General features: G+C 63.8%; 24 protein-coding genes and 4 tRNA genes. 17 read left to right on the forward strand and 11 right to left on the reverse strand.

Annotated elements, in window-relative coordinates:
* The first annotated feature begins 14 nt into the window (after window positions 1-14).
* Window positions 15-962 carry a 4-hydroxy-3-methylbut-2-enyl diphosphate reductase gene (gene ispH / locus EJA05_RS04195; protein WP_125462582.1) on the forward strand — a complete coding sequence of 316 codons (948 nt, stop codon included), beginning with the start codon at window positions 15-17 and terminating at the stop codon, window positions 960-962.
* On the opposite strand, the gene EJA05_RS04200 is transcribed toward ispH, so the two are convergent.
* Window positions 963-1394 carry a GspH/FimT family protein gene (locus EJA05_RS04200; RefSeq protein ID WP_394366650.1) on the reverse strand — a complete coding sequence of 144 codons (432 nt, stop codon included), beginning with the start codon at window positions 1392-1394 and terminating at the stop codon, window positions 963-965.
* Between the two features lie 157 nt (window positions 1395-1551).
* On the opposite strand from EJA05_RS04200, the gene pilV reads away from it, so the two are divergent.
* Genes pilV through thiO form a run of 5 tightly spaced genes read left to right on the forward strand, consistent with a single transcriptional unit; the run spans window position 1552 to window position 4558 of the window.
* Window positions 1552-1908: a type IV pilus modification protein PilV gene (gene pilV / locus EJA05_RS04205; RefSeq protein ID WP_125857435.1), complete on the forward strand. Its 357-nt coding sequence runs from the start codon at window positions 1552-1554 to the stop codon at window positions 1906-1908.
* A complete protein-coding gene (locus EJA05_RS04210) occupies window positions 1905-2540 on the forward strand; it encodes a PilW family protein (protein ID WP_125462585.1) in 636 nt (211 codons plus the stop codon). Before pilV ends, EJA05_RS04210 begins: the two co-directional genes overlap by 4 nt.
* The gene (locus tag EJA05_RS04215; RefSeq protein WP_125857436.1) at window positions 2537-3007 is read left to right on the forward strand and encodes a hypothetical protein; all 471 of its coding nucleotides are present in this window, start codon (window positions 2537-2539) and stop codon (window positions 3005-3007) included. The genes EJA05_RS04210 and EJA05_RS04215 overlap by 4 nt, the downstream gene beginning before the upstream one ends.
* 1 nt (window position 3008) lies before the next feature.
* The gene (locus EJA05_RS04220) at window positions 3009-3407 is read left to right on the forward strand and encodes a type IV pilin protein (RefSeq protein ID WP_125857437.1); all 399 of its coding nucleotides are present in this window, start codon (window positions 3009-3011) and stop codon (window positions 3405-3407) included.
* A gap of 53 nt (window positions 3408-3460) precedes the next feature.
* On the forward strand, window positions 3461-4558 hold the full coding sequence (gene thiO, locus EJA05_RS04225; RefSeq protein WP_125857438.1) for a glycine oxidase ThiO: 1098 nt from the start codon (window positions 3461-3463) through the stop codon (window positions 4556-4558).
* Window positions 4559-4692: 134 nt separating this feature from the next.
* On the opposite strand, the gene EJA05_RS04230 is transcribed toward thiO, so the two are convergent.
* Together EJA05_RS04230 and EJA05_RS04235 are read right to left on the reverse strand one after the other, a co-directional pair.
* On the reverse strand, window positions 4693-4923 hold the full coding sequence (locus EJA05_RS04230; protein ID WP_110991768.1) for a PP0621 family protein: 231 nt from the start codon (window positions 4921-4923) through the stop codon (window positions 4693-4695).
* Between the two features lie 94 nt (window positions 4924-5017).
* Complete coding sequence (locus EJA05_RS04235; RefSeq protein ID WP_110991767.1) at window positions 5018-6037, reverse strand: outer membrane protein assembly factor BamD; 1020 nt, start codon at window positions 6035-6037, stop codon at window positions 5018-5020.
* Window positions 6038-6186: 149 nt separating this feature from the next.
* On the opposite strand from EJA05_RS04235, the gene rluD reads away from it, so the two are divergent.
* From rluD to EJA05_RS04270, 7 genes are all read left to right on the forward strand, one after another.
* Window positions 6187-7149 (forward strand): 23S rRNA pseudouridine(1911/1915/1917) synthase RluD, encoded by a 963-nt coding sequence (rluD, locus tag EJA05_RS04240; RefSeq protein WP_125462591.1) that lies wholly within the window; start codon window positions 6187-6189, stop codon window positions 7147-7149.
* A complete protein-coding gene (gene pgeF, locus EJA05_RS04245) occupies window positions 7146-7886 on the forward strand; it encodes a peptidoglycan editing factor PgeF (protein ID WP_125857439.1) in 741 nt (246 codons plus the stop codon). Before rluD ends, pgeF begins: the two co-directional genes overlap by 4 nt.
* Before the next feature lie 265 nt (window positions 7887-8151).
* The gene (clpB, locus tag EJA05_RS04250) at window positions 8152-10716 is read left to right on the forward strand and encodes an ATP-dependent chaperone ClpB (RefSeq protein ID WP_125462593.1); all 2565 of its coding nucleotides are present in this window, start codon (window positions 8152-8154) and stop codon (window positions 10714-10716) included.
* Window positions 10717-11170: 454 nt separating this feature from the next.
* Window positions 11171-11246 (forward strand) — tRNA-Asn (locus EJA05_RS04255).
* Between the two features lie 4 nt (window positions 11247-11250).
* Window positions 11251-11327, forward strand: a tRNA-Pro gene (locus EJA05_RS04260).
* A 6-nt stretch (window positions 11328-11333) separates the two neighbouring features.
* Window positions 11334-11409, forward strand: a tRNA-Lys gene (locus tag EJA05_RS04265).
* Window positions 11410-11511: 102 nt separating this feature from the next.
* Entirely contained in the window at window positions 11512-12048 is a 537-nt protein-coding gene (locus EJA05_RS04270) for a dihydrofolate reductase family protein (RefSeq protein ID WP_125857440.1), read from the forward strand.
* Window positions 12049-12198: 150 nt separating this feature from the next.
* Here the strand turns inward: EJA05_RS04270 and EJA05_RS04275 are convergent, their stop codons facing one another.
* From EJA05_RS04275 to EJA05_RS04290, 4 genes are all read right to left on the reverse strand, one after another.
* Entirely contained in the window at window positions 12199-13494 is a 1296-nt protein-coding gene (locus tag EJA05_RS04275) for an NAD(P)/FAD-dependent oxidoreductase (protein ID WP_125857441.1), read from the reverse strand.
* An 84-nt stretch (window positions 13495-13578) separates the two neighbouring features.
* Window positions 13579-13752, reverse strand: a complete 174-nt coding sequence (locus EJA05_RS04280) for a DUF3094 family protein (RefSeq protein WP_110991747.1) — start codon at window positions 13750-13752, stop codon at window positions 13579-13581.
* A gap of 131 nt (window positions 13753-13883) precedes the next feature.
* Window positions 13884-14513, reverse strand: coding sequence for a DUF1780 domain-containing protein (locus tag EJA05_RS04285; protein ID WP_125462595.1), 630 nt, complete (start codon window positions 14511-14513; stop codon window positions 13884-13886).
* Window positions 14514-14568: 55 nt separating this feature from the next.
* Complete coding sequence (locus EJA05_RS04290; RefSeq protein ID WP_125857442.1) at window positions 14569-15000, reverse strand: hypothetical protein; 432 nt, start codon at window positions 14998-15000, stop codon at window positions 14569-14571.
* An 86-nt stretch (window positions 15001-15086) separates the two neighbouring features.
* On the opposite strand from EJA05_RS04290, the gene EJA05_RS04295 reads away from it, so the two are divergent.
* Window positions 15087-15794 (forward strand): energy-coupling factor ABC transporter permease, encoded by a 708-nt coding sequence (locus tag EJA05_RS04295; RefSeq protein ID WP_125857443.1) that lies wholly within the window; start codon window positions 15087-15089, stop codon window positions 15792-15794.
* A gap of 222 nt (window positions 15795-16016) precedes the next feature.
* On the opposite strand, the gene yacG is transcribed toward EJA05_RS04295, so the two are convergent.
* The 4 genes from yacG to EJA05_RS04315 are packed head-to-tail and all read right to left on the reverse strand — an operon-like array spanning window position 16017 to window position 18914.
* Entirely contained in the window at window positions 16017-16217 is a 201-nt protein-coding gene (gene yacG, locus EJA05_RS04300; protein ID WP_110991743.1) for a DNA gyrase inhibitor YacG, read from the reverse strand.
* On the reverse strand, window positions 16214-16837 hold the full coding sequence (gene coaE, locus EJA05_RS04305; protein WP_125857444.1) for a dephospho-CoA kinase: 624 nt from the start codon (window positions 16835-16837) through the stop codon (window positions 16214-16216). Before coaE ends, yacG begins: the two co-directional genes overlap by 4 nt.
* Window positions 16837-17703 carry a prepilin peptidase gene (locus EJA05_RS04310; protein WP_125857445.1) on the reverse strand — a complete coding sequence of 289 codons (867 nt, stop codon included), beginning with the start codon at window positions 17701-17703 and terminating at the stop codon, window positions 16837-16839. Before EJA05_RS04310 ends, coaE begins: the two co-directional genes overlap by 1 nt.
* 2 nt (window positions 17704-17705) lie before the next feature.
* Entirely contained in the window at window positions 17706-18914 is a 1209-nt protein-coding gene (locus tag EJA05_RS04315) for a type II secretion system F family protein (RefSeq protein ID WP_125857446.1), read from the reverse strand.
* Between the two features lie 211 nt (window positions 18915-19125).
* On the opposite strand from EJA05_RS04315, the gene EJA05_RS04320 reads away from it, so the two are divergent.
* From EJA05_RS04320 to EJA05_RS04330, 3 genes are all read left to right on the forward strand, one after another.
* Window positions 19126-19536 (forward strand): pilin, encoded by a 411-nt coding sequence (locus EJA05_RS04320; RefSeq protein ID WP_125857447.1) that lies wholly within the window; start codon window positions 19126-19128, stop codon window positions 19534-19536.
* Window positions 19537-19594: 58 nt separating this feature from the next.
* Window positions 19595-19670, forward strand: a tRNA-Thr gene (locus tag EJA05_RS04325).
* A gap of 161 nt (window positions 19671-19831) precedes the next feature.
* Window positions 19832-21127: a tyrosine-type recombinase/integrase gene (locus EJA05_RS04330; protein ID WP_125857448.1), complete on the forward strand. Its 1296-nt coding sequence runs from the start codon at window positions 19832-19834 to the stop codon at window positions 21125-21127.
* Window positions 21128-21133: the final 6 nt, after the last annotated feature.

Here is a 21133-nt window from a genome sequence, read left to right on the forward strand (position 1 = left end):
GCCTGGAGCCGAGCATGCAAATCAAACTCGCCAACCCGCGCGGCTTCTGCGCGGGGGTCGACCGGGCGATCGAGATCGTCAACCGCGCCCTGGAAGTCTTCGGCCCACCGATCTACGTGCGCCACGAAGTGGTGCACAACAAGTTCGTCGTCGAAGACCTGCGCAGCCGTGGCGCGATTTTCGTCGAAGAACTGGACCAGGTGCCGGACGACGTCATCGTCATCTTCAGCGCCCATGGTGTATCGCAAGCGGTGCGCCAGGAGGCCGCCGGCCGTGGCCTGAAAGTCTTCGACGCCACCTGCCCACTGGTGACCAAGGTGCACATCGAGGTTGCCAAGTACAGCCGCGACGGCCGTGAGTGCATCCTGATCGGCCACGCCGGGCACCCGGAAGTCGAAGGCACCATGGGGCAGTACGATGCCAGCAATGGCGGCGCCATCTACCTCGTCGAAGACGAGAAGGACGTCGCCGCGCTGCAGGTGCGCAACCCCGAGCACCTGGCTTTCGTCACCCAGACCACCCTGTCGATGGATGACACCAGCCGGGTCATCGACGCCCTGCGCGCACGCTTCCCGAGCATCGGTGGGCCGCGCAAGGACGACATCTGCTACGCCACCCAGAACCGCCAGGACGCCGTCAAGCAACTGGCCGACGAGTGCGACGTGGTGCTGGTGGTCGGCAGCCCCAACAGCTCCAACTCCAACCGCTTGCGTGAGCTGGCCGAGCGCATGAGCACCCCGGCCTACCTGATCGACGGTGCCGAGGACCTGCAGCGCAGCTGGTTCGACGGTGTCGAGCGGATCGGCATCACCGCCGGTGCTTCGGCCCCCGAAGTGTTGGTGCGTGGCGTGATCGAACAGCTCAAGGCCTGGGGCGCGACCGGCGCCGAAGAACTCGATGGCCGCGAGGAGAACATCACCTTCTCCATGCCCAAAGAGCTGCGGGTTCGCTCGCTGATCTGATCAGTCGCCTGCGCAGCGACGTTTCTCGTCGCTGAGCAGGCGCACTCTTCCACTGGGGCTCAGCACCACCTGATACAGGCTGACCCGGGTATTGCGCTGGCAGACCTGCAAGGTGATGCCACCGAAGCCAGACCCCAATGGCGCGCCGCGCCCGCTGAACCTCATTTCCCGTGAATCGCTGGCGACAATCCACAGTGGCCTGTCGAGGCGATGTTCGCGCAGCAACTGGCCGTCGTGCTGCAGCGACAGGCGCCAACCCTTGCCCCAGTCTCCCTCTACTGGCAGTACCAGCACCGCCTGTTGGCGCAGCAGCGCCTGGTTGCGCGCGTCACGCAGCGCCTGTGCCAGCTCCCGCGCAGTCGCAGACTGATACAGCTGTTCACTGAACTTGCTGTAAGCCGATACCCCCAGGTGCATCAGAAGGCCGGCCACTGCCAGCGCGCACATCATTTGTATCAGTGTTACGCCTTGTTGCCTCACCGTGCATTCCTCCCTGCAAGTGCTTCGCTGAAGCTTCACGGTCGCTTGGCAGGTATGCCAGTCGGCCACTTCAGGTAGTGGGTGGGGAAAGATCCCAGGAGGGGGCGCAATGTGGGCCAGGGAAGGTGGCATGACGTTGTTGGAAGTGCTGGTGGCCATGATGGTGCTGGCCTTGGGCGTGTTCATGGCAGCGGCGCTGCAGGTGCGTGGTTTGCAGGCAAGCGACAACGCTCGGCGTGAAGGCCAGGCGCTGCAACTGTTGCAAGGCATGCTGGAGCGGGTGAGGGCGGCGGGTGCGCTATCGGCTGCCGACCAGGCGGCCTGGCAGATACAGGTACCTGCCGTGCTGGGCGCTTCGGCTGAGGGCAGGGTCAGCCACAGCGCTGGCTGGCTGATGTTGGAGGTGCACTGGTCAGTGGGAGCTGAGCGGCAGATGCTTGGCTTGCAGGGCAGGGCGCTGCCATGACGCGCCGGCAAACAGGCGTCGGCCTGACCGAAACCATGCTCGCGCTGGCGCTCGGGCTGATGCTGCTGGCAGCGGCAAGCCAAGTGTTCGGCTCGGCCTACCAGGCCTGGCGCCTGCAAGGCGTGACCGCGCGGATGCAGGATGACGCCCGGCTGGTCCTGCAGCGCATGGCCGAGGATATCCGCATGGCCGGCATGTTCGGCTGCTTGCGTCTTGAGCCCGAGGACTTCCGCGTGTCCGACGCAGCCCAGGCCTTTGCCAACCCGATCCAGATCACCCCTGGCAACATCATCCTGGTCGGTGCCGCGCTACCCGGCCTGTCTGGCCCGTCGGATTGGACAGTGCTCAGCGATTGCCGCAGTTGGGCGCACGTGGTGGGCAGCCAGCATGTGTCGGCGGGCGATCTGTTCGCCTTGCCGGTGCGTCGGCTGGTCTACCAATTGCGCGATGGCAGCCTGTTGCTCCTCACCAAAACCCAGAACGCCAGGCTGATCGACAATGTGCGGGCGCTGGAGCTGTCCAGGGTGGGCCAGCGTGTAGATATCCGCCTCACCCTGTACGACCGCCAGCACCAGCTTGAGCAGCATCACCAGATAAGCGTGGCCGTGCGCAACCCGCAGGGTGACGCATGAGGCGCCAGCGCGGCGTCGTCCTGCTGTTGGCGTTGAGCCTGAGCTTGCTGCTGGGTTTGCTGGCGGCCCAGGGCCTGCGTGAGGCACTGCTGCAGCAGCGGCTGCTGAGTGAGCAACTGGCGGGAGTACGCGCTTTCGAGCAGGCAGAGGCCAGCCTGATCGAGGGGGCGGCGTTGCTGTCGACGCACTTGCCCGAGCTGTGTTCGGCATGCCTGCCGCCGGGGCTTCCCGGCGACGAACCGGCCCCGCCATGGCAAGCCACCGACAGCGGCTACGTGTTTTTGCAGAACCTTGGCCAGAGTAGCCGGGCGGCTGGCATGCCGGTTGGCGAGCAGGTGACGCTGGTCCGGGTGACGGCCATCAGCCGTCAGGTACGCGGCCGTCGGGTACTTGAAGCTGTGCATGCGCTGGATGACGCGGCAGTGCTGCGGCGCATCAGCTGGCGCCAACGCCTGGAGGACGACTGACATGCAGCGTGGCCTGAGCCTTATCGAGTTGTTGATTGTCGTGGCACTGATCGGCATGCTGGCAGCCATTGCCTACCCCAGTTACAGCGAACAGCTACGGCGCGCCGCGCGCAGCGAAGTGGTCGGCCTGCTGCAGGATGCGGCCCTGCGCCTCGCGCGCCACCACACCCGTGTCGGCGGCTACGCCGACAACGAACAGCTGGTGACGCCATTGCCCATGGGTAACCGCTACTACCGCCTACAGGCTCGCCGCGAGACTGACAGTTTCACGCTGCTGGCCGTGCGCCTGCCCGACGGGATCATGGCGCAAGACCGCTGTGGCGACTTCCAGCTCGACCAGGCAGGTGTGCGCAGCAATCCAGGTGCTGGCGACAATGCCGAGCTGTGCTGGGGAAGCTGAAGATCAGAAGGTGCCACGGCACCGTGGAATTACTTCAGGTGTTGGATCGAACGATGAGCAAGCAAGTAGTGATTGTCGGCGGTGGCGTCATCGGCCTGCTGACGGCGTTCAACCTGGCGGCCGAGGTCGACCGGGTGGTGCTGTGCGACCAGGGCGAGGTCGGCCGCGAGTCGTCGTGGGCGGGGGGCGGTATCGTCTCGCCGCTGTACCCGTGGCGCTACAGCACCGCAGTGACGGCGCTGGCGCATTGGTCACAGGACTTTTATCCACAGCTGGGCGAGCGCCTGTTCGCCAGCACCGGCGTCGACCCTGAGGTGCACACCACCGGCCTGTACTGGCTGGACCTGGACGATGAAGCCGAGGCCCTGGCCTGGGCTGCGCGCGAACAGCGCCCGCTGAGTGCGGTGGATATCTCGGCGGCCTACGACGCCGTGCCGGTGCTGGGCGCGGGCTACCGCCACGCGATCTACATGGCCGGTGTGGCCAACGTGCGCAACCCGCGCCTGGTCAAGTCGCTCAAGGCCGCGCTGCTGGCGCTGCCCAACGTCACCCTGCGCGAGCACTGCCAAGTCACCGGTTTCGCCGAGGAAGGCGGGCGCATCGTCGGTGTGCAGACCAACGACGGCGTGCTGGCCGCCGATGATGTGGTGCTCAGCGCCGGTGCCTGGAGCGGCGACCTGTTGCAGACACTGGGCCTGGCATTGCCGGTGGAGCCGGTCAAAGGCCAGATGATCCTGTTCAAGTGCGCCGAAGATTTCTTGCCGAGCATGGTCCTGGCCAAGGGGCGCTACGCGATCCCGCGCCGCGACGGGCACATCCTGGTGGGCAGTACCCTGGAGCACGAAGGCTACGACAAAACCCCTACAGCCGAAGCACTGGCCAGCCTCAAGGCCTCGGCCATCGAGCTGTTGCCGGCATTGGCCGATGCCGAAGTCGTTGGACACTGGGCGGGGTTGCGTCCGGGCTCGCCGGAAGGCATCCCGTACATCGGTGCGGTACCGGGCCATGAAGGGCTATGGCTGAACTGCGGCCATTACCGCAATGGCCTGGTGCTGGCGCCGGCGTCATGCCAGTTGTTCAGCGACCTGCTGCTGGGGCGTGAGCCGATCATCGACCCGGCGCCGTATGCGCCTGAAGGCCGTCTGGCCTGAAGGCGCCGGAGGAACGCGCTCTGTGGGAGCGGCTTTAGCCGCGAAGCAGGCACCGCGGTGCCTGGCACCAGCCTTGCTGGTGATCGCGGGTAAACCCGCTCCCACAGGGGCATACCTGGACGGGATTCATGGGGTCAGCCCTGCCGGCCTGGCCCTTGCTGCAAATGCTGTTGGCTGCAATACCACTCCTTGCCCTGCTGCAACGCCCGGTCATTCGGCAGGTGCACGCCGCAGTGGGCGCAGCGCACCATCCTCAGCGGGTCGTCGAGGCGCGGCTCGGCGGGGGATTGCTGACTGGTCTTGAACTTGCGCCACAGCCAGAACGCGGCGGCGATCAGGGCGATCCAGAAAAGTAGGCGAACCATGGTGTCCAGCTTGTCGAGAGAAGAAGGCGACAGTCTAGGATGCGGCCAATAAAAAAGGGAGGCCTTGGGCCTCCCTTCTTTGTCACGCGCAGGATCAGTCGAACATGCCGAAGGTCATGTAGCTGAACCACGAGCGGTCTTTCTCGGCTTCTTTCGGGCCTTCCGGCAGGATCGGGTCGCCGTTTTCGTCCTTGGGCAGCAGGTCTTCCGGCATCTCGGAGCGGGCGTCCTGGAACTGGCGCACCACGTCCTGGTTGGCGCGGGTCTCGCCCGGTGGCAGCGGCGTTTCGGTCTCGATCAGGCCCAGGGTGGCCTTGGACAGCCAGGAGCGGTTGCCGTTTTCATCCTGGGTGGCGACGAACTGGCCATCGACCAGGCTCGGGTGGTTCGGGTAGTTGAGCTTGAGGGTTTCCAGGCTGGTAGCGGCCAGTTCGTCCAGGTGCATGTGCTGGTACGACTCGACCATCACCGCCAGGCCGTCGCCGACCGATGGGGTTTCCTGGAAGTTCTCGACCACGTAGCGACCACGGTTGGCGGCGGCCACGTAGGCCTCGCGGCTCAGGTAGTAGTTGGCCACGTGGATTTCGTAGCTGGCCAGCAGGTTGCGCAGGTAGATCATGCGCTGCTTGGCGTCTGGCGAGTAACGGCTGTTGGGGAAGCGGCTGGTCAGCTGGGCGAACTCGTTGTACGAGTCACGGGCGGCGCCAGGGTCACGCTTGGTCATGTCCAGCGGCAGGAAGCGCGCCAACAGGCCACGGTCCTGGTCGAAGGAGGTCAGGCCTTTCAGGTAATAGGCGTAGTCGACGTTCGGGTGCTGCGGGTGCAGGCGGATGAAGCGCTCGGCGGCGGACTTGGCGGCCTCGGGCTCGGAGTTCTTGTAGTTGGCGTAGATCAGCTCGAGCTGCGCCTGGTCGGCGTAGCGGCCGAACGGATAGCGCGATTCCAGGGCCTTGAGCTTGTTCACGGCGCTGGTGTAGCTGGAGTTGTCCAGATCAGCCTGAGCCTGCTGGTACAGCTCGGCCTCGCTGAGGTTCTCGTCAATGACTTCCTTGTTCGAGGAACAGGCAGCGGTGAGCCCGAGGATGGCGATCAGCAGCAGGTGTTTCACTTGCATGGCGGCTTGCGTCCCTTTGACGGCCGCTGTCTTGGGCGGAGCCGTCCTGTTATGATGAGCGCCCCCGGCCAAACCCCGGGGCAAAAGAAGCCGTATTTAACCACAAGCACGCAGCCGAAACCAAAGGCTGTACGCCCGCCGAATTGAGCATGTCCGAGATCATTCAACTTAGCGCAGAGGTCCCGTCCGAACTGGGCGGCCAACGCCTCGACCAGGTCGCCGCCCAACTGTTCGCCGAGTACTCGCGTTCGCGCCTTACTTCGTGGATCAAGGATGGTCGCCTGACCGTCAATGACGCGGTACTGCGGCCGCGCGACACCGTTCACAGTGGCGACATCCTGGCCCTCGAGGCCGAACAGGAAGCCCAGGGTGAATGGGTGGCCCAGGATATCGAGCTGGACATCGTCTATGAAGACGACCAGATCCTGGTGATCAACAAGCCTGCCGGGCTGGTGGTCCACCCGGCGGCCGGCCATGCCGATGGCACCTTGCTCAATGCCCTGCTGCACCATGTGCCGGACATCATCAATGTGCCGCGCGCAGGTATCGTGCATCGCCTGGACAAGGACACCACCGGCCTGATGGTGGTGGCCAAGACCCTGCAGGCGCAGACCAAGCTGGTCGAGCAGCTGCAGAGCCGCAGCGTCAGCCGCATCTATGAATGCATCGTGGTGGGCGTGGTGATTGCCGGCGGCAAGATCGACGCGCCGATCGGCCGTCACGGCGGCCTGCGCCAGCGCATGGCGGTCACCGACGGTGGCAAGCCGGCGGTCAGCCACTACCGGGTACTCAAGCGCTTCCGTTCGCACACCCATGTGCGGGTCAAGCTGGAAACCGGCCGTACCCACCAGATCCGTGTGCACATGGCGCATGTCGGCTACCCGTTGGTCGGCGACCAGACTTACGGCGTGCGTTTCCGCATTCCACCGGCCGCCAGCGTGACCATGGTCGAGGCGGTGAAAAACTTCCCTCGTCAGGCCCTGCACGCACGCTTCCTGGCCCTGGATCACCCGACTACCGGTGAACGTATGGAGTGGAAGTCCGAGCTGCCGGATGACTTCAAGTGGCTGCTGTCGCTGCTCGAACAGGACCGCGAGAGCTTCATCGGATGAGTGGCCTGACGCAGTCGCTGATCCTCCCCGACTGGCCGGCCCCGGCCTCGGTACGCGCCTGTGTCACCACCCGCGAGGGCGGCGTCAGCCTGCCGCCCTATGCCACCTTCAATCTTGGCGACCATGTGGGCGATGAGCCGCTGGCCGTTGCCGAGAACCGTCGTCGCCTCAGTGATGAATTCGCCATCCAGCCCGCCTGGCTCAAGCAAGTGCATGGGCTGGTGGTGGCTGACGCCAACCCGGCGCTGGTTGCCGAGGCCGATGCCAGCTGGACCGACCAGCCCGGCATTGCCTGCACCGTGATGACCGCCGACTGCCTGCCCGCGCTGTTCTGCGACCGCTCCGGCACCCGTGTGGCCGCCGCCCATGCCGGCTGGCGCGGGCTGGCTGGTGGCGTGCTGGAAGCTACCCTGGACCGCCTGGCCGTGCCGCCTGAAGACGTGCTGGTATGGCTGGGGCCGGCAATTGGCCCGCAGGCCTTTGAAGTGGGCCTGGAAGTGCGTGATGCGTTCACGGCGGTGCACCCCGAGGCGGCTGCAGCCTTTGTCGACGGCGAACGGCCGGGCAAGCTGATGGCCGACATCTATGCGCTGGCGCGGATCCGCCTGGCCGCACGCGGTGTGACGGCTGTTTACGGCGGTGGGTTCTGCACGGTCAGCGATCAACGCTTCTTCTCTTATCGCCGCACCCCGCAGGGTGGGCGCTTTGCTTCGCTGGTGTGGCTCAGCCCTCGCTAAGCCTGGGGCAGCTTCGCGGCCCAATCGCTGGCAAGCCAGCTCCCACATGCCAAGGTTTGTACTGCTCCTGTGGGAGCCGGCTTGCCGGCTATTGGGCTGCGCAGCAGCCCCGGCAATCTCAATCCACCACTCTCCCTGCTGACCTCGATCAACCCCGCTACGCTTGAATCTTCCAGAATCACCCATATCTATTGGTCATCTCAGGCAGGTTCTTCATACAGGTGCTGTCCATCGCTCCGCCTGCCCTTTATAGGAAGGTATCCCCATGCGAATAGACCGACTGACCAGCAAGCTGCAACTCGCGTTATCCGATTCCCAATCCCTGGCCGTGGGCATGGACCACCCGGCCATCGAGCCCCTGCACCTGCTGCAGGCGCTTGTCGACCAGCAGGGCGGCTCGATCAAGCCGTTGCTGATGCAGGTGGGCTTCGACATCAACAGCCTGAAAAAGGCGTTGACCAAGGAGCTCGACCAGCTGCCGAAAATCCAGAACCCCACCGGCGACGTGAACATGTCCCAGGACCTGGCGCGCCTGCTCAACCAGGCCGACCGCCTGGCCCAGCAGAAGGGCGACCAGTTCATTTCCAGCGAACTGGTGCTGCTCGCCGCCATGGACGAGAACAGCAAGGTCGGCAAGTTGCTGCTCGGCCAGGGCGTGACCAAGAAGGCCCTGGAAAATGCCATCAACAACCTGCGCGGTGGCGCGGCGGTGAATGACGCCAATGCCGAAGAGTCGCGCCAGGCCCTGGACAAGTACACCGTCGACCTCACCAAGCGTGCCGAGGAAGGCAAGCTCGACCCGGTGATCGGCCGTGACGATGAAATCCGCCGCACCGTGCAGGTGCTGCAGCGCCGTACCAAGAACAACCCGGTGCTGATCGGCGAGCCCGGCGTGGGCAAGACCGCCATCGCCGAAGGCCTGGCCCAGCGCATCATCAACGGTGAAGTGCCCGATGGCCTCAAAGGCAAGCGCCTGCTGGCGCTGGACATGGGCGCGCTGATCGCTGGCGCCAAGTACCGCGGTGAATTCGAAGAGCGCCTCAAAGGCCTGCTCAACGAGCTGTCCAAGCAGGAAGGCCAGATCATCCTGTTCATCGACGAACTGCACACCATGGTCGGCGCCGGCAAGGGCGAGGGCGCCATGGACGCCGGCAACATGCTCAAGCCGGCCCTGGCCCGTGGCGAGCTGCACTGCGTAGGTGCCACCACGCTCAACGAGTACCGCCAGTTCATCGAGAAGGACGCCGCCCTCGAGCGCCGCTTCCAGAAGGTGCTGGTCGAAGAGCCGAGCGAGGAAGACACCATCGCCATCCTGCGCGGCCTGAAAGAGCGCTATGAAGTGCACCACAAGGTGGCCATCACCGATGGCGCGATCATCGCCGCGGCCAAGCTCAGCCACCGCTACATCACCGACCGTCAGCTGCCGGACAAGGCCATTGACCTGATCGACGAAGCCGCCAGCCGCATCCGCATGGAGATCGACTCCAAGCCGGAGGTGCTTGACCGCCTCGACCGCCGTCTGATCCAGCTGAAGGTGGAATCCCAGGCGCTGAAGAAAGAAGAAGACGAAGCGGCGAAGAAACGTCTGGAGAAACTGACCGAAGAAATCGAGCGGCTGGAGCGCGAGTACTCCGACCTCGAAGAAATCTGGGCCTCCGAGAAAGCCGAGGTGCAGGGTTCGGCGCAGATCCAGCAGAAGATCGAGCAATCCCGCCAGGAGCTCGAAGCCGCCCGCCGCAAAGGCGACCTCAGCCGCATGGCCGAGCTGCAGTACGGGGTCATCCCGGACCTGGAGCGCAGCCTGCAGATGGTCGACCAGCACGGCAAGAGCGAGAACCAGCTGCTGCGCAACAAGGTGACCGAGGAAGAGATTGCCGAAGTGGTCTCCAAGTGGACCGGCATCCCGGTGGCCAAGATGCTCGAAGGCGAGCGCGAGAAGCTGCTGAAGATGGAAGAGCTGCTGCACCAGCGGGTGATCGGCCAGCACGAAGCGGTCACCGCCGTGGCCAACGCCGTGCGCCGTTCCCGCGCCGGGCTGTCCGACCCGAACCGCCCCAGCGGCTCGTTCCTGTTCCTCGGCCCGACCGGCGTGGGCAAGACCGAGCTGTGCAAGGCCTTGGCCGAGTTCCTGTTCGACACCGAAGAGGCCATGGTGCGCATCGACATGTCCGAGTTCATGGAGAAACACTCCGTGGCGCGTCTGATCGGTGCCCCACCAGGGTATGTAGGTTATGAAGAGGGCGGTTACCTGACCGAGGCCGTGCGCCGCAAGCCGTACTCGGTGGTGTTGCTGGACGAGGTGGAGAAAGCTCATCCGGATGTGTTCAACGTGCTGCTGCAGGTGCTTGAAGACGGCCGTCTGACCGACAGCCACGGCCGCACCGTGGACTTCCGCAACACGGTGATCGTGATGACCTCCAACCTGGGCTCGGCGCAGATCCAGGAACTGGTGGGTGACCGCGAGGCGCAGCGTGCGGCGGTGATGGATGCGGTGGGCGCGCACTTCAGGCCCGAGTTCATCAACCGTATCGACGAAGTGGTAGTGTTCGAGCCACTGGGCCGCGAGCAGATCGCCGGTATCACCGAGATCCAGCTGGGCCGCCTGCGCAGCCGCCTGCTGGAGCGCGAGCTGAGCCTGAGCCTCAGCCCAGAGGCCTTGGACAAGCTGATCGCGGTGGGTTACGACCCGGTGTATGGCGCACGGCCGCTCAAGCGTGCGATCCAGCGCTGGATCGAAAACCCACTGGCGCAGTTGATTCTCGGTGGGCAGTTCCTGCCAGGTGCGGCGATCACGGCCAAGGTGGAAGGCGACGAAATCGTCTTTGCCTGATCACTGTTGAAATGCAGAGCCCCGCGAAAGCGGGGCTTTTTTTTGTGCTTGGGTCGACACCATCGCGGGGCAAGCCCGCTCCCACGCACAGTGTCCAGCCTTCGTGGGAGCGGGCTTGCCCCGCGATGGGGTGGGCGCCGGCCCAGCAAAATCGGGTCTTTCCGAGTTTTTTTCATAACTTGCTGAAATTTTTGAAAAAAACGCTTGCCAGGATAAGAGAGTGCCCCTAATATACGCCGCGTTGTCAGCCACTAAGCGAATCACCAGCAACACCGGTGACCGCAAAACAACTTACAAATCAGTAAGTTGAATGAAAAAAAGGGGTTGACAAGCAAAACGAAGAATGTAGAATAGCCGGCCTCAGCAGCGACAAAGCGAAAGCGGCGAAGCTAAAGAGTCCGAAGCGAACACAGCCTTCGGAGTAGCACTGAAGTAAGTTGTACCGAAGTTCAGTTCCGCGATAGCTCAGTCGGTAGAGCAAATGACTGTTAATCATTGGGTCCCTGGTTCGAGTCCAGGTCGCGGAGCCAATCTCGGGGTGTAGCGCAGTCCGGTAGCGCGCCTGCTTTGGGAGCAGGATGTCAGGAGTTCGAATCCCCTCACCCCGACCATTTTCAGGGTCGTTAGCTCAGTTGGTAGAGCAGTTGGCTTTTAACCAATTGGTCGTAGGTTCGAATCCTACACGACCCACCATGTAAAGAGGGCATCTCGAAAGAGATGCCCTTTTTCTTTTGCCCGCGATTTATATTCCCGCCCTTGCTACCCTGTGCGCCTTGCCCGCAGGAGCGCCGCGCCATGCCTTTGAAAACCAGTGTGTTCATCGCCACCAGCCTGGATGGCTTCATCGCCCGTGAAGACGGCGGCCTCGACTGGCTGATGGGGGCGACCGAATCTGCCGATGATCATGGTTATGCGGGGTTCATGGCCGGTGTCGATACCTTGGTGATGGGGCGCGGCACCTTCGACAAGGTGATGACCTTCGGCCAGTGGCCTTACCCGGATACCCGCGTGGTGGTGGTCAGCGCCAGCCTTGGGAAGTTACCGGCGGGCGCGCCGGAGCAAATCGAGCTGCATCCAGGGCCGATCCCGGAGTTGCTGGAGCACCTGCAGGCCACGGGCGCGAAAAGCCTGTACCTGGATGGCGGCAAGTTGATTCAGGGGTTCTTGCGCGAGGGGCTGGTGAACGAGCTGACCATTACCCGCATTCCCGTGCTGCTGGGGCAGGGGATACCGCTGTTTGGCGAGTTGGCGAAGGATGTGCTGCTGCAGCACATCAAGACGACCAGTTACGAGAGTGGGTTCGTGCAGAGCACGTATCGCGTGGTCCGTTAACGTCGCCGATTGGCCATGTGGATCTTGTGGGAGCGGGCTTGCCCCGCGATGGCGTCAGGCGTTACAACGATGGCGCCTGAGCTGACGTCATCGCGGGGCAAGCCCGCTCCCACTAGATCTTCGTCTTTACCTTGAACCGCGCTGCGGCTGTCAGTGCAGCTTCAGGCGAGGCTCGGTCCCGCGCCCAATCTTGCTACCCAGCATCAGCATCGCCGTGCGGAAGAACCCATACAACGCCATCTGGTGCATGCGGTACAGCGACACATAGAACATCCGCGCCAGCCAGCCTTCCAGCTTCACGCTGCCCATCAGGTTACCCATCAGGTTGCCCACCGCCGAGAAGCGCGACAGCGACACCAGCGAGCCGTAATCCTTGTACTCGTAGGTCGGCAGCGCCTTGTTCTCCAGCCGCGCCTTCAGGCTCCTGGCCAGCAGCGACGCCTGCTGGTGCGCGGCCTGGGCCCGTGGCGGCACGTTGCGGTCGCTGCCCGGTTGCGGGCAGGCGGCGCAATCGCCGAAGGCGAAGATATTGTCGTCGCGGGTGGTCTGCAGGGTCGGGCGCACCACCAGCTGGTTGATGCGGTTGGTTTCCAGGCCGTCGATGTCCTTGAGGAAGCCCGGCGCACGAATACCCGCCGCCCACACCTTAAGGCTGGCCTGGATCACTTCGCCGGACGCCGTTTTCAGGCCATCTTCGGTCACTTCACTGACCGAGGCGTTGGTCATCACCGTCACCCCGAGTTTTTCCAGGGTCTTGTGCACCGGCACGCTGATGCGCTCGGGCAGCGCCGGCAGTACGCGCGGGCCAGCCTCGATCAGGGTGATGTGCATGTCCTTGGGCTGGATCTTGTCCAGGCCGTAGGCCGCCAGTTCATGGGCGGCGTTGTGCAGTTCGGCCGCCAGCTCAACACCGGTGGCACCGGCGCCGACGATGGCCACGCTGATCTTCTCGCTGGCCACATCGCCGGCATGGGCGCGCAGGTAGTGGTTGAGCAGCTGCTGGTGGAAGCGCTCGGCCTGCTTGCGGCTGTCGAGGAACAGACAGTGCTGCGCCGCGCCCAGGGTGCCGAAGTCGTTGGTGTTGCTGCCTACTGCAATCACCAGGGTGTCGTAACCCAGGGTGCGCGCAGGCAGCAGCTCGCGGCCTTCGTCGTCGAGGGTAGCGGCCAGCTGGATCTGTTTGCTTTCGCGGTCCAGGCCGCTCATGCGGCCCATCTGGAAGTTGAAGTGGTTCCACTTGGCCTGAGCCACGTAGTTCAGTTCATCTTCCGAGGAGTTCAGCGAACCGGCCGCCACTTCGTGCAGCAGTGGTTTCCAGATGTGCGTCAGGTTGGCATCAACCAGGGTGATCTCGGCCTGTTTGCGCTTGCCCAGGCTTTTACCCAGGCGGGTCGCCAGTTCCAGGCCGCCGGCGCCGCCGCCGACAATCACGATGCGATGAGTCATAGGGATATCTCACAAGTTTTACGGAATTCGTGGGCACAAGGCCCGGCCGCAACGCAGCAGAGGGGAGGGCGAGCGCAAGGCAGCTCATAGCACCAGTCCACTCAACAGGCGGCTCAACAGGCCCAGACCGATGGTCACGGCCACCACCAGCAACAGGAGCAGCAACGGCCGGAAAGGCCTGCGCTCGACACGATGCTGGGGGGCACTCAAGTACTCATCGACGCGACGCTGATCTTCAGGATTCAGGCGGCTGGTCATGGTGGGCCTCGTAGATAGACGTTTGTGACTGCGTGTACGCCACAGCGTTCACGCAAACGCGTGGAACGAATGATAATGCGTTCTATCTCTGGCGCCGAGTGTACGTGATCGCAAAGACTCTCGGCACTGGATCAAAGACTGATGCCCACATCGAACACGATGCTGCGCCCCAGGTTGGCACGCAAGAAATCCGGCGCATCCGGGTGGGCGAACAGCACCCGGGCAAAGGTCGGCCCCACCAGCGACAGCGAACGCCAGCCCTGGCGCAGGTATTCGGTGGGTGGCGGGAAATGGCTGTTGAGGTCGAGCACCTCGCGCTTGAGGCTGGCGAAGGCGATGATGTCCAGCTCGCTCAAGTCCAGCCCGCGCTCCCGGTAGTTATGCGCCTTCTTGCGCAAGGTCGGCGCCAGGCGCGCCAGCAGCTCCTGGGCAGGGATGCGCCGCGGCCGTGCTTCGCGACGCACCAGCTGGCTCAGGGAAAACGCGCTGCGCCGGCGTTGCAGCTCCTCGCGCCATTCATCGTTGAGGCGCCGACCCTCGTCGAGCACGAAGAACACCTCGAACGCCGCATCGCGGAACAGCACATCCGGCGGCTCCTGCCCGGCCGGGGTGAAGTCCTCGCTGCGGTAGGCGATGTTCAACCCTTGCAGCAGGCGCTGGCACACCCAACGCTCGCGCTCCCATTTGCGCGCATTGGAGAGAAAGGCATTGGCTTGTTCGGCCTGGATGGTTAGCAGGCGCAAGTAGTCGGAGTCATCCATGGGGACAAGCTTAGTCGCTAAACGATGACGGTAAGATGCTGTTTGTGCGTGGGAATCAGCCCAGCATCAACCATTGCTGAACCACCCCGAGCAAATGCAGCAGCCCGCCCCCCAGGCAGATCACCGAACTGACCGCGATAAACCGCCGAGTCCGCCCCGTGCCGGCCAGCAGTACCGGGCCCAGCAGGCCGCGAGCCAGGTACACCAGGGTGATCAGGCAGATCACCGGCAGCAGGAAGGGCAACGGTTTGATCAGCCCGGCAGCAGACAGCGCATAGGCCGACCAGGCCAGCAACACCAGCGCAATGGCCGTGGTGACCAGTGCCGGGTAGTGGCGCCCTTGCTCGGCGGCCCTGGCCATGCGCTCGCCCGCGCCGAACAAGCGGTACCAGCGCGGCCCGACCAGGATGATCGCCAGGTGCAGCAGGCCCGCGACCGCGCTGAATACCGCGCCCAACAGCAGTGGCAGATTGAGCCCTTCAGGCATAGCGGACGCTTCCTGCATCGAATGGAGCTGCCAGCCTATAGCAACCAGGCGAAAGGGAGAATGGGTGTAGACTCAGGCTTGTCCACATGGCCGACAGGGATATTGCTCAGGTGATCAGCGCACAGGTCTTGTCCAGCACCAGCCTCACCCTTGGCTGGCTCGGTTACGTGCCCCTGCTGGTCTGGGCCATCAGCCGCACCCGCTGGGTCGAGCTGCTCACCGATACTCGCCGCCAGCACCTGCTGTTCGGCACCGTGTTCGGCTTGTTTGCCCTGTGGCTGGTGCGTCGCGACTTCGACACTGGCGTGTCCTATCACTTCATCGGCATGACCGCCGTGACCCTTTTGCTGGACTGGCCGCTGGCGGTGCTTGGCGGCTTTCTTGCCCAGCTCGGTTTGCTGCTGCTTGGCCGCCAGGACCTGGCCGCGATCGGCGTCAACGGCCTGCTGATCGTAGGCCTGCCGGTGCTGGTCACCGAGGTGTGCGCAATCCTGGTCGAACGCGCGCAGCCGCGTAACCTGTTCGTCTATATCTTCTGTTGCGGTTTCTTCCCCGCCGCCCTGACGGTGCTGGTGTGCCTGATGGCCGGGCTGGGGCTGCTGTGGATGGACGAACGCTTCGCCATGCCGGAGTGGCTGAGCGACTTCGTCGGCTACCTGTGGCTGATGATGTTCCCCGAGGCGTTCATCAACGGCATGGTGATCAGTGCGCTGGTGGTGTTCAGCCCGGAGTGGCTGGAGACGTTCAACCGCACCCGCTACCTGCAGGCGCCGTGGAAGGATGATGAGCGGTGATGTTTTCTGGGGCTGCTCTGCAGCCCTTTCGCGACACAAGGCCGCTCCTACAGGAGATCGCAATTCCCTGTAGGAGCGGCCTTGTGCCGCGAAAGGGCCGCAAATCGGCCCCCAACAACTAAAACTGCCAATCACAAATCCCACAGTTCCAAGCCTGACCTGGTAGCTGTGGGAGCTGGCTTGCCAGCGATGAGGCCGGCACAGCCAACCCAAAATCCAGGCTCAGTGCCGAGGCTCCAGATCCCCCGAATACAACTCATCCTCGGACTCATCAGAGCCGGCAATCTTATGCTCCTCAGCCGCCCAAGCCCCCAGGTCGATCAACTTGCAACGGTCGGAACAGAACGGCCGAAACGGGCTCTGCTCCCCCCATTCCACGGGCGCGCCACAGGTCGGGCAATCAACGGTCATCGGCTGGCTCATGGCTGGCCTCCTCGCAAAGTCAGGTAAAAGTGGTGCAGGCGGTCGATCTCGTCGTGCAGCGTTTGCAGGTCACGATCGTTGACCACCACATCATGTGCGTGGCGCAGGCGCTCTTCCCGGGCCAACTGGGCCTTGAGAATCGCCTGCACCTGTTCGGGGCTGGTGTTGTCGCGCTGCAGGGTGCGCTGCACCTGCAACTCGGTAGGGGCATCGACCACCAGGATGCGTTGCACCTTGTTGAACTGCCCCGACTCGATCAGCAGCGGCGAGACATACACCGCATAGGGCGACTCGGCCTTGGCCAGGTAGCTGAAAATTTCCTGGCCGATCAGCGGGTGCAGCAATTGCTCCAGCCACTGCCGCTGCGCAGGGTCGGCGAAGATCAGCTGGCGCAGGGCGGTGCGGTCGAGCTGGCCGTCTGCTTGCAATACACCAGGGCCGAAGCGCTCGACGATACGGGCCAGGGCAGGGCGGCCGGGTTCGACGACCCAACGCGCGGCCTGGTCTGCATCGACCAGGTGCACGCCCAACGCGACGAAGCGCTCGGCGGCGGCGCTCTTGCCGCTGCCGATGCCGCCGGTCAAACCGAGAATCCAGGGGGTGAAGGGCGCTGTGCTCATCAGGTTCCAAGCAGTTGCAGGTAAGAGGCGACTATTTCATCACCCCAGAGCACTGCGATCCAGCCCGCAATGGCCAGATAAGGCCCGAAGGGCAGCGCAACGCCCATCTGCGCCCGGCGCAGGCGCACCAGAATCAGCCCGATCAGCGCCCCGGCCAACGACCCGAGCATCAGCGTCAGCGGCAGGATCTGCCAGCCGCCCCAGGCGCCGAGCATCGCCAGCAGCTTGAAGTCGCCCTGGCCAATGCCGTCCTTGCCGGTCAAAAGCTTGAACACCCAGAACACCGACCACAGGCTCAGGTAACCCGCCACCGCGCCCCATACTGCATCGGCCAGCGGCACCAGCAGCCCGAAGGCATTGACCACCAGGCCCAGCCAGAGCAGCGGCAGCACCAGCACATCCGGCAGCAACTGGTGTTCGGCATCGATCAGGCTCAAAGCGATCAGGCCCCAGGTCAGCACCATCACCAGCAAGGCTTCGATGCCCGGCCCGAAATGCCACGCCACCAGCAGCGAAAGCAGGGCACACCCAAGCTCCACCAAGGGATAGCGTGCACTGATCCGCCCCTTGCATGCCGAGCAGCGCCCGCGCAACACCAGGTAACTCACCAGCGGAATGTTCTCCCACGCACGAATCCGGTGCTGGCAATGGGGGCAGCGAGAGGCCGGCAAGTACAGGTCGAAGCGCTCGTGCGCGGCCCCAGGCAGCCCCAGCACCTCCTGCGCCTCCCGCTGCCACTGGCGCTCGAGCATGATCGGCAGCCGGTACGCCAGCACATTCAGAAAACTGCCCACCAACAACCCCAGCACCACGGCCAGGCTGTAGAAAAACGCAGGATATTCGACGACCAAGGCCCAGGCATTCATTTTCAGATCAGGCTGCCCAACTGGAAAATGGGTAGATACATCGCCACTACCAGGCCCCCCACCAGCAGCCCGAGAATCAGCACGATGGCCGGCTCCAGCAGCGTGGTCAACTGCTCCAGCCCCTGGCTCACCTGCTCCTCATAATGTAGCGCGGCTTTGTCCAGCATCAGGTCCAGCGTGCCGCTGGCCTCGCCGACTGCCACCAGCTGGCGCAACAACGGCGGGAACAGCGCGTTCGCCTCCATCGCCTGGTGCAGGCCCAGCCCGTTCGCCACGCCCTGGCGCAGGGCCAGGATCGCCCGCTCGTGCAGGCTGTCACCACTCACCGGCGCCACCGTCTGCAACGCATCCAACAACGCCACCCCCGCCGCATAGGAGGTCGCCAGGCAACGGGCGAACCGCGCCAACGCCGCATGGCCCAGCAAGCGCCCGACCACCGGCACCCGTAATATCAGCCGCAACATCCACAAGCGCGCAGGTATATGCCGCCGATACAGCTCGCGCGTGCCCAGCCCCAATGCCGCCATCAGCACCGCCAGCCACACCGCGTGATTGCCCAGCGCTGTGGATAAGTCGATCACCCACTGGGTAAAGGCCGGCAAAGCCTTGTCGAAACTGGCGAACAGGCTATGGAACCGCGGCACCACCTCCAGCAGCAACAACGCCGCCACCCCCAGCCCGGTCAACAGCAGCAGCGCCGGATACAACATCGCCTTGCGCACCTTCTGCCGAAGCGCCTGGCGTTTCTCCAGCATCGTCGCCATCTGTTCCAGTTGCCGGTCCAGCGTGCCGGAGTGCTCACCCACCCGCACCAGGTTGCAATACAGCGCATCGAACCACGCCGGGTGGCGTTGCAAGGCATCCGCCAGCCCCAGCCCCGCCGCCACATCCTGTTTCAACCGCGCCAGCAGCCCACTCATGCCGCTGCCCGTGTTGCTGCGCGCCATCACCTCGAACGCCTGCAGCAGCGGTACCCCCGCCGTCAGCAAGGTCGCCAGCTGCCGGCTGAACCCCGGCGCATCCGTTTTGCCTTCGCGCTGCGGCCAACGCCATCGCCAGCCCCCCGCCGGCTGCACCCGTGTAGCACGAATGCCCTGGCGCTGCAGCCACGCCCGCACGAACGCCGGGCTGCGCCCAGGCTGCTGGCCCTGTTGACGAACCCCGGCGGCATCGATGCCCTCCCAGGCGTAGAGGCGGGTAGACGGTGGCATGCAAAGTCCTTTGCAGTGAAGCGACAAGCCCCGTAACAGCTTGCCGGGCCCGACAGCGGGCGCGATCCCATGACGGTCACTAGAGTAGTTCAGCACCAAGCCCGCCCCGCCAGCCAGGGGTGACAAAAGGTGTCGGTTCAGGCCTACTGCGCGCCTGCCGGCAGGGCCCCCGCGCCCCCGCGCCTCCACGCATTACGAAGGAATACCGCCTATGAAAGGGCAACGCGGCATCACCCTGATCGAACTGATGATCGTCGTCGCGATCATCGGCATCCTGGCGACCATCGCCATCCCGATGTACACCAACCACCAGGCCCGCGCGAAAACCGCGGCCGCCCTGCTGGAAATCTCCGCCCTCAAGACCCCGATGGACATCCGCCTGAACGACGGCAAGAACGTCCCCGACGTCGCCAGCCTCGGCGGCCAGGCCGCCACCGCCCATTGCGCCATCACCGCCACCGGCACCGCTGCCGACGGCACCGGCAGCATCGTCTGCACCCTGGCCGAAGCCCCCGCCAACGTGCTTGGCAAAACCCTCACGCTCACCCGCACCCAGGCCGGCTGGAGCTGCGCCACCACGGTCGAGGAAGACCTCGCCCCGAATGGCTGCAAGGTGCAGTGAAAGTGAGGTGAAACAGGGGTTTGCGTAACACACACGGCAGTGGTACGTTGCGCAACACGCCGGTGTAGCTCAGTCGGTAGAGCAGCGCACTCGTAACGCGAAGGTCGCAGGTTCGATTCCTGTCTCCGGCACCAGAGACCAGATTCTAGAAGTCTATGACTGTCTACGAAACACCCCGCAAAGCCCGCCTAGCGCGGGCTTTGTTGTTTCCGCCTGTCTCGTTTTGTCTCTGGGCATCTACGCGATTTAGGGATATGGTTGGGGATATCTCGGTTCGACAAGGAAACGTATCCCTATGGCGCGCACAGTGGTGCCTCTCACCGATCCCAAATGTGATGCGGCCAAGCCTCGGGAGAAGGACTACAAGCTTTTCGATGGCAAAGGCCTCTACCTGCTGGTGAAGCCTTCAGGCGTCAAGACTTGGCGTATGAAGTACACCAAACCTGATGGCCGTGATGGTTTAGCAACGTTTGGCAACTATCCGGCGCTCGGCTTGAAGGCTGCCAGGGAGCGACGCGCCCAGGCGCTTGAGCTTCTTGCTGCGGGGAAAGACCCCATCGAGCAGGCGCGCTTGGACAAACAGGAGGCGGTAAACGCCCGGTCGAATACTTTCCGTTTGCTTGCACAGGAATGGCATGCGGCCTGCGCTCGTAAGTGGACACCTGGTCATGCCTCCACCGTTTGGCGACGCATCGAATCCCACCTGTTGCCCACTCTCGGTGATCGTCCGGTCGCGGAGCTGAAAACACGGGATCTGCTTGTTCCACTGAAAGCGGCAGAGAAGCGGGATACCTTGGATACGGCTGCACGCTTACGCCAGTACATGACGGGCATCCTCCGCATGGCGGTTCAGCATGGCCATCTGGATTTCAACCCTGCGATCGATCTGCAAGGCGCTACGGCTACCCGCAAAACAGCGCACCGGCCTGCTTTGCCATTCGAGCGCTTACCTGAGCTTCTCCAGCGAATAGATGCCGACAGCGGGCGCGGCCTGACTAAGCTCGCGGTGCAGCTGACCTTGCTGGTGTTTATCCGCTCCAGTGAGCTCCGATTCGCTCGCTGGGGAGAGATCGACATGGGAAGGTTGATGTGGGAAATCCCTGGTGAGCGAGCGCCTATCGAGGGCGTAAAGAACTCCCATCGCGGTTCGAAGATGAGCACACCACACCTGGTACCGCTCAGTCGCCAGTCAGTTAGTGTCCTGGAGCGAATCCGTGATCTCACCGGTCGATTCGACTTGGTCTTTGCAGGTGATCACCATCACTGGAAACCCATGAGCGAAAACACCGTCAATAAGGCCCTTCGACGCATGGGGTATGACACGAAGTCAGAGGTGTGCGGCCACGGCTTCAGGACGATGGCTTGTTCAGCACTGGTTGAGTCGGGGTTGTGGAGTAAAGACGCCGTCGAACGACAGATGAGCCATCAGGAGCGAAACACGGTGCGCGCAGCGTATATCCACAAAGCAGAACACATTCAGGAGCGAAGGCTCATGGTTCAGTGGTGGGCAGATTATTTGGACGCCAATCGAATGGAAGCGATCACCCCCTACGACTTTGCCCACCGAGATGCTGTAGCGTGCGACGTTTGAGACTTC

The organism is Pseudomonas oryziphila (genome assembly GCF_003940825.1).
Classification (GTDB): Bacteria; Pseudomonadota; Gammaproteobacteria; order Pseudomonadales; family Pseudomonadaceae; genus Aquipseudomonas; species Aquipseudomonas sichuanensis.

Bases quoted from the DNA above. Each gene is read 5' to 3' on its own strand.
- ispH (WP_125462582.1), top strand. From the start codon at position 15: ATGCAAATCAAACTCGCCAACCCGCGCGGCTTCTGCGCGGGGGTCGAC.
- pilV (WP_125857435.1), top strand. From the start codon at position 1,552: ATGTGGGCCAGGGAAGGTGGCATGACGTTGTTGGAAGTGCTGGTGGCC.
- EJA05_RS04210 (WP_125462585.1), top strand. From the start codon at position 1,905: ATGACGCGCCGGCAAACAGGCGTCGGCCTGACCGAAACCATGCTCGCG.
- EJA05_RS04215 (WP_125857436.1), top strand. From the start codon at position 2,537: ATGAGGCGCCAGCGCGGCGTCGTCCTGCTGTTGGCGTTGAGCCTGAGC.
- EJA05_RS04220 (WP_125857437.1), top strand. From the start codon at position 3,009: ATGCAGCGTGGCCTGAGCCTTATCGAGTTGTTGATTGTCGTGGCACTG.
- thiO (WP_125857438.1), top strand. From the start codon at position 3,461: ATGAGCAAGCAAGTAGTGATTGTCGGCGGTGGCGTCATCGGCCTGCTG.
- EJA05_RS04230 (WP_110991768.1), bottom strand. From the start codon at position 4,923: ATGGTTCGCCTACTTTTCTGGATCGCCCTGATCGCCGCCGCGTTCTGG.
- EJA05_RS04235 (WP_110991767.1), bottom strand. From the start codon at position 6,037: ATGCAAGTGAAACACCTGCTGCTGATCGCCATCCTCGGGCTCACCGCT.
- rluD (WP_125462591.1), top strand. From the start codon at position 6,187: ATGTCCGAGATCATTCAACTTAGCGCAGAGGTCCCGTCCGAACTGGGC.
- pgeF (WP_125857439.1), top strand. From the start codon at position 7,146: ATGAGTGGCCTGACGCAGTCGCTGATCCTCCCCGACTGGCCGGCCCCG.
- clpB (WP_125462593.1), top strand. From the start codon at position 8,152: ATGCGAATAGACCGACTGACCAGCAAGCTGCAACTCGCGTTATCCGAT.
- EJA05_RS04270 (WP_125857440.1), top strand. From the start codon at position 11,512: ATGCCTTTGAAAACCAGTGTGTTCATCGCCACCAGCCTGGATGGCTTC.
- EJA05_RS04275 (WP_125857441.1), bottom strand. From the start codon at position 13,494: ATGACTCATCGCATCGTGATTGTCGGCGGCGGCGCCGGCGGCCTGGAA.
- EJA05_RS04280 (WP_110991747.1), bottom strand. From the start codon at position 13,752: ATGACCAGCCGCCTGAATCCTGAAGATCAGCGTCGCGTCGATGAGTAC.
- EJA05_RS04285 (WP_125462595.1), bottom strand. From the start codon at position 14,513: ATGGATGACTCCGACTACTTGCGCCTGCTAACCATCCAGGCCGAACAA.
- EJA05_RS04290 (WP_125857442.1), bottom strand. From the start codon at position 15,000: ATGCCTGAAGGGCTCAATCTGCCACTGCTGTTGGGCGCGGTATTCAGC.
- EJA05_RS04295 (WP_125857443.1), top strand. From the start codon at position 15,087: ATGGCCGACAGGGATATTGCTCAGGTGATCAGCGCACAGGTCTTGTCC.
- yacG (WP_110991743.1), bottom strand. From the start codon at position 16,217: ATGAGCCAGCCGATGACCGTTGATTGCCCGACCTGTGGCGCGCCCGTG.
- coaE (WP_125857444.1), bottom strand. From the start codon at position 16,837: ATGAGCACAGCGCCCTTCACCCCCTGGATTCTCGGTTTGACCGGCGGC.
- EJA05_RS04310 (WP_125857445.1), bottom strand. From the start codon at position 17,703: ATGAATGCCTGGGCCTTGGTCGTCGAATATCCTGCGTTTTTCTACAGC.
- EJA05_RS04315 (WP_125857446.1), bottom strand. From the start codon at position 18,914: ATGCCACCGTCTACCCGCCTCTACGCCTGGGAGGGCATCGATGCCGCC.
- EJA05_RS04320 (WP_125857447.1), top strand. From the start codon at position 19,126: ATGAAAGGGCAACGCGGCATCACCCTGATCGAACTGATGATCGTCGTC.
- EJA05_RS04330 (WP_125857448.1), top strand. From the start codon at position 19,832: ATGGCGCGCACAGTGGTGCCTCTCACCGATCCCAAATGTGATGCGGCC.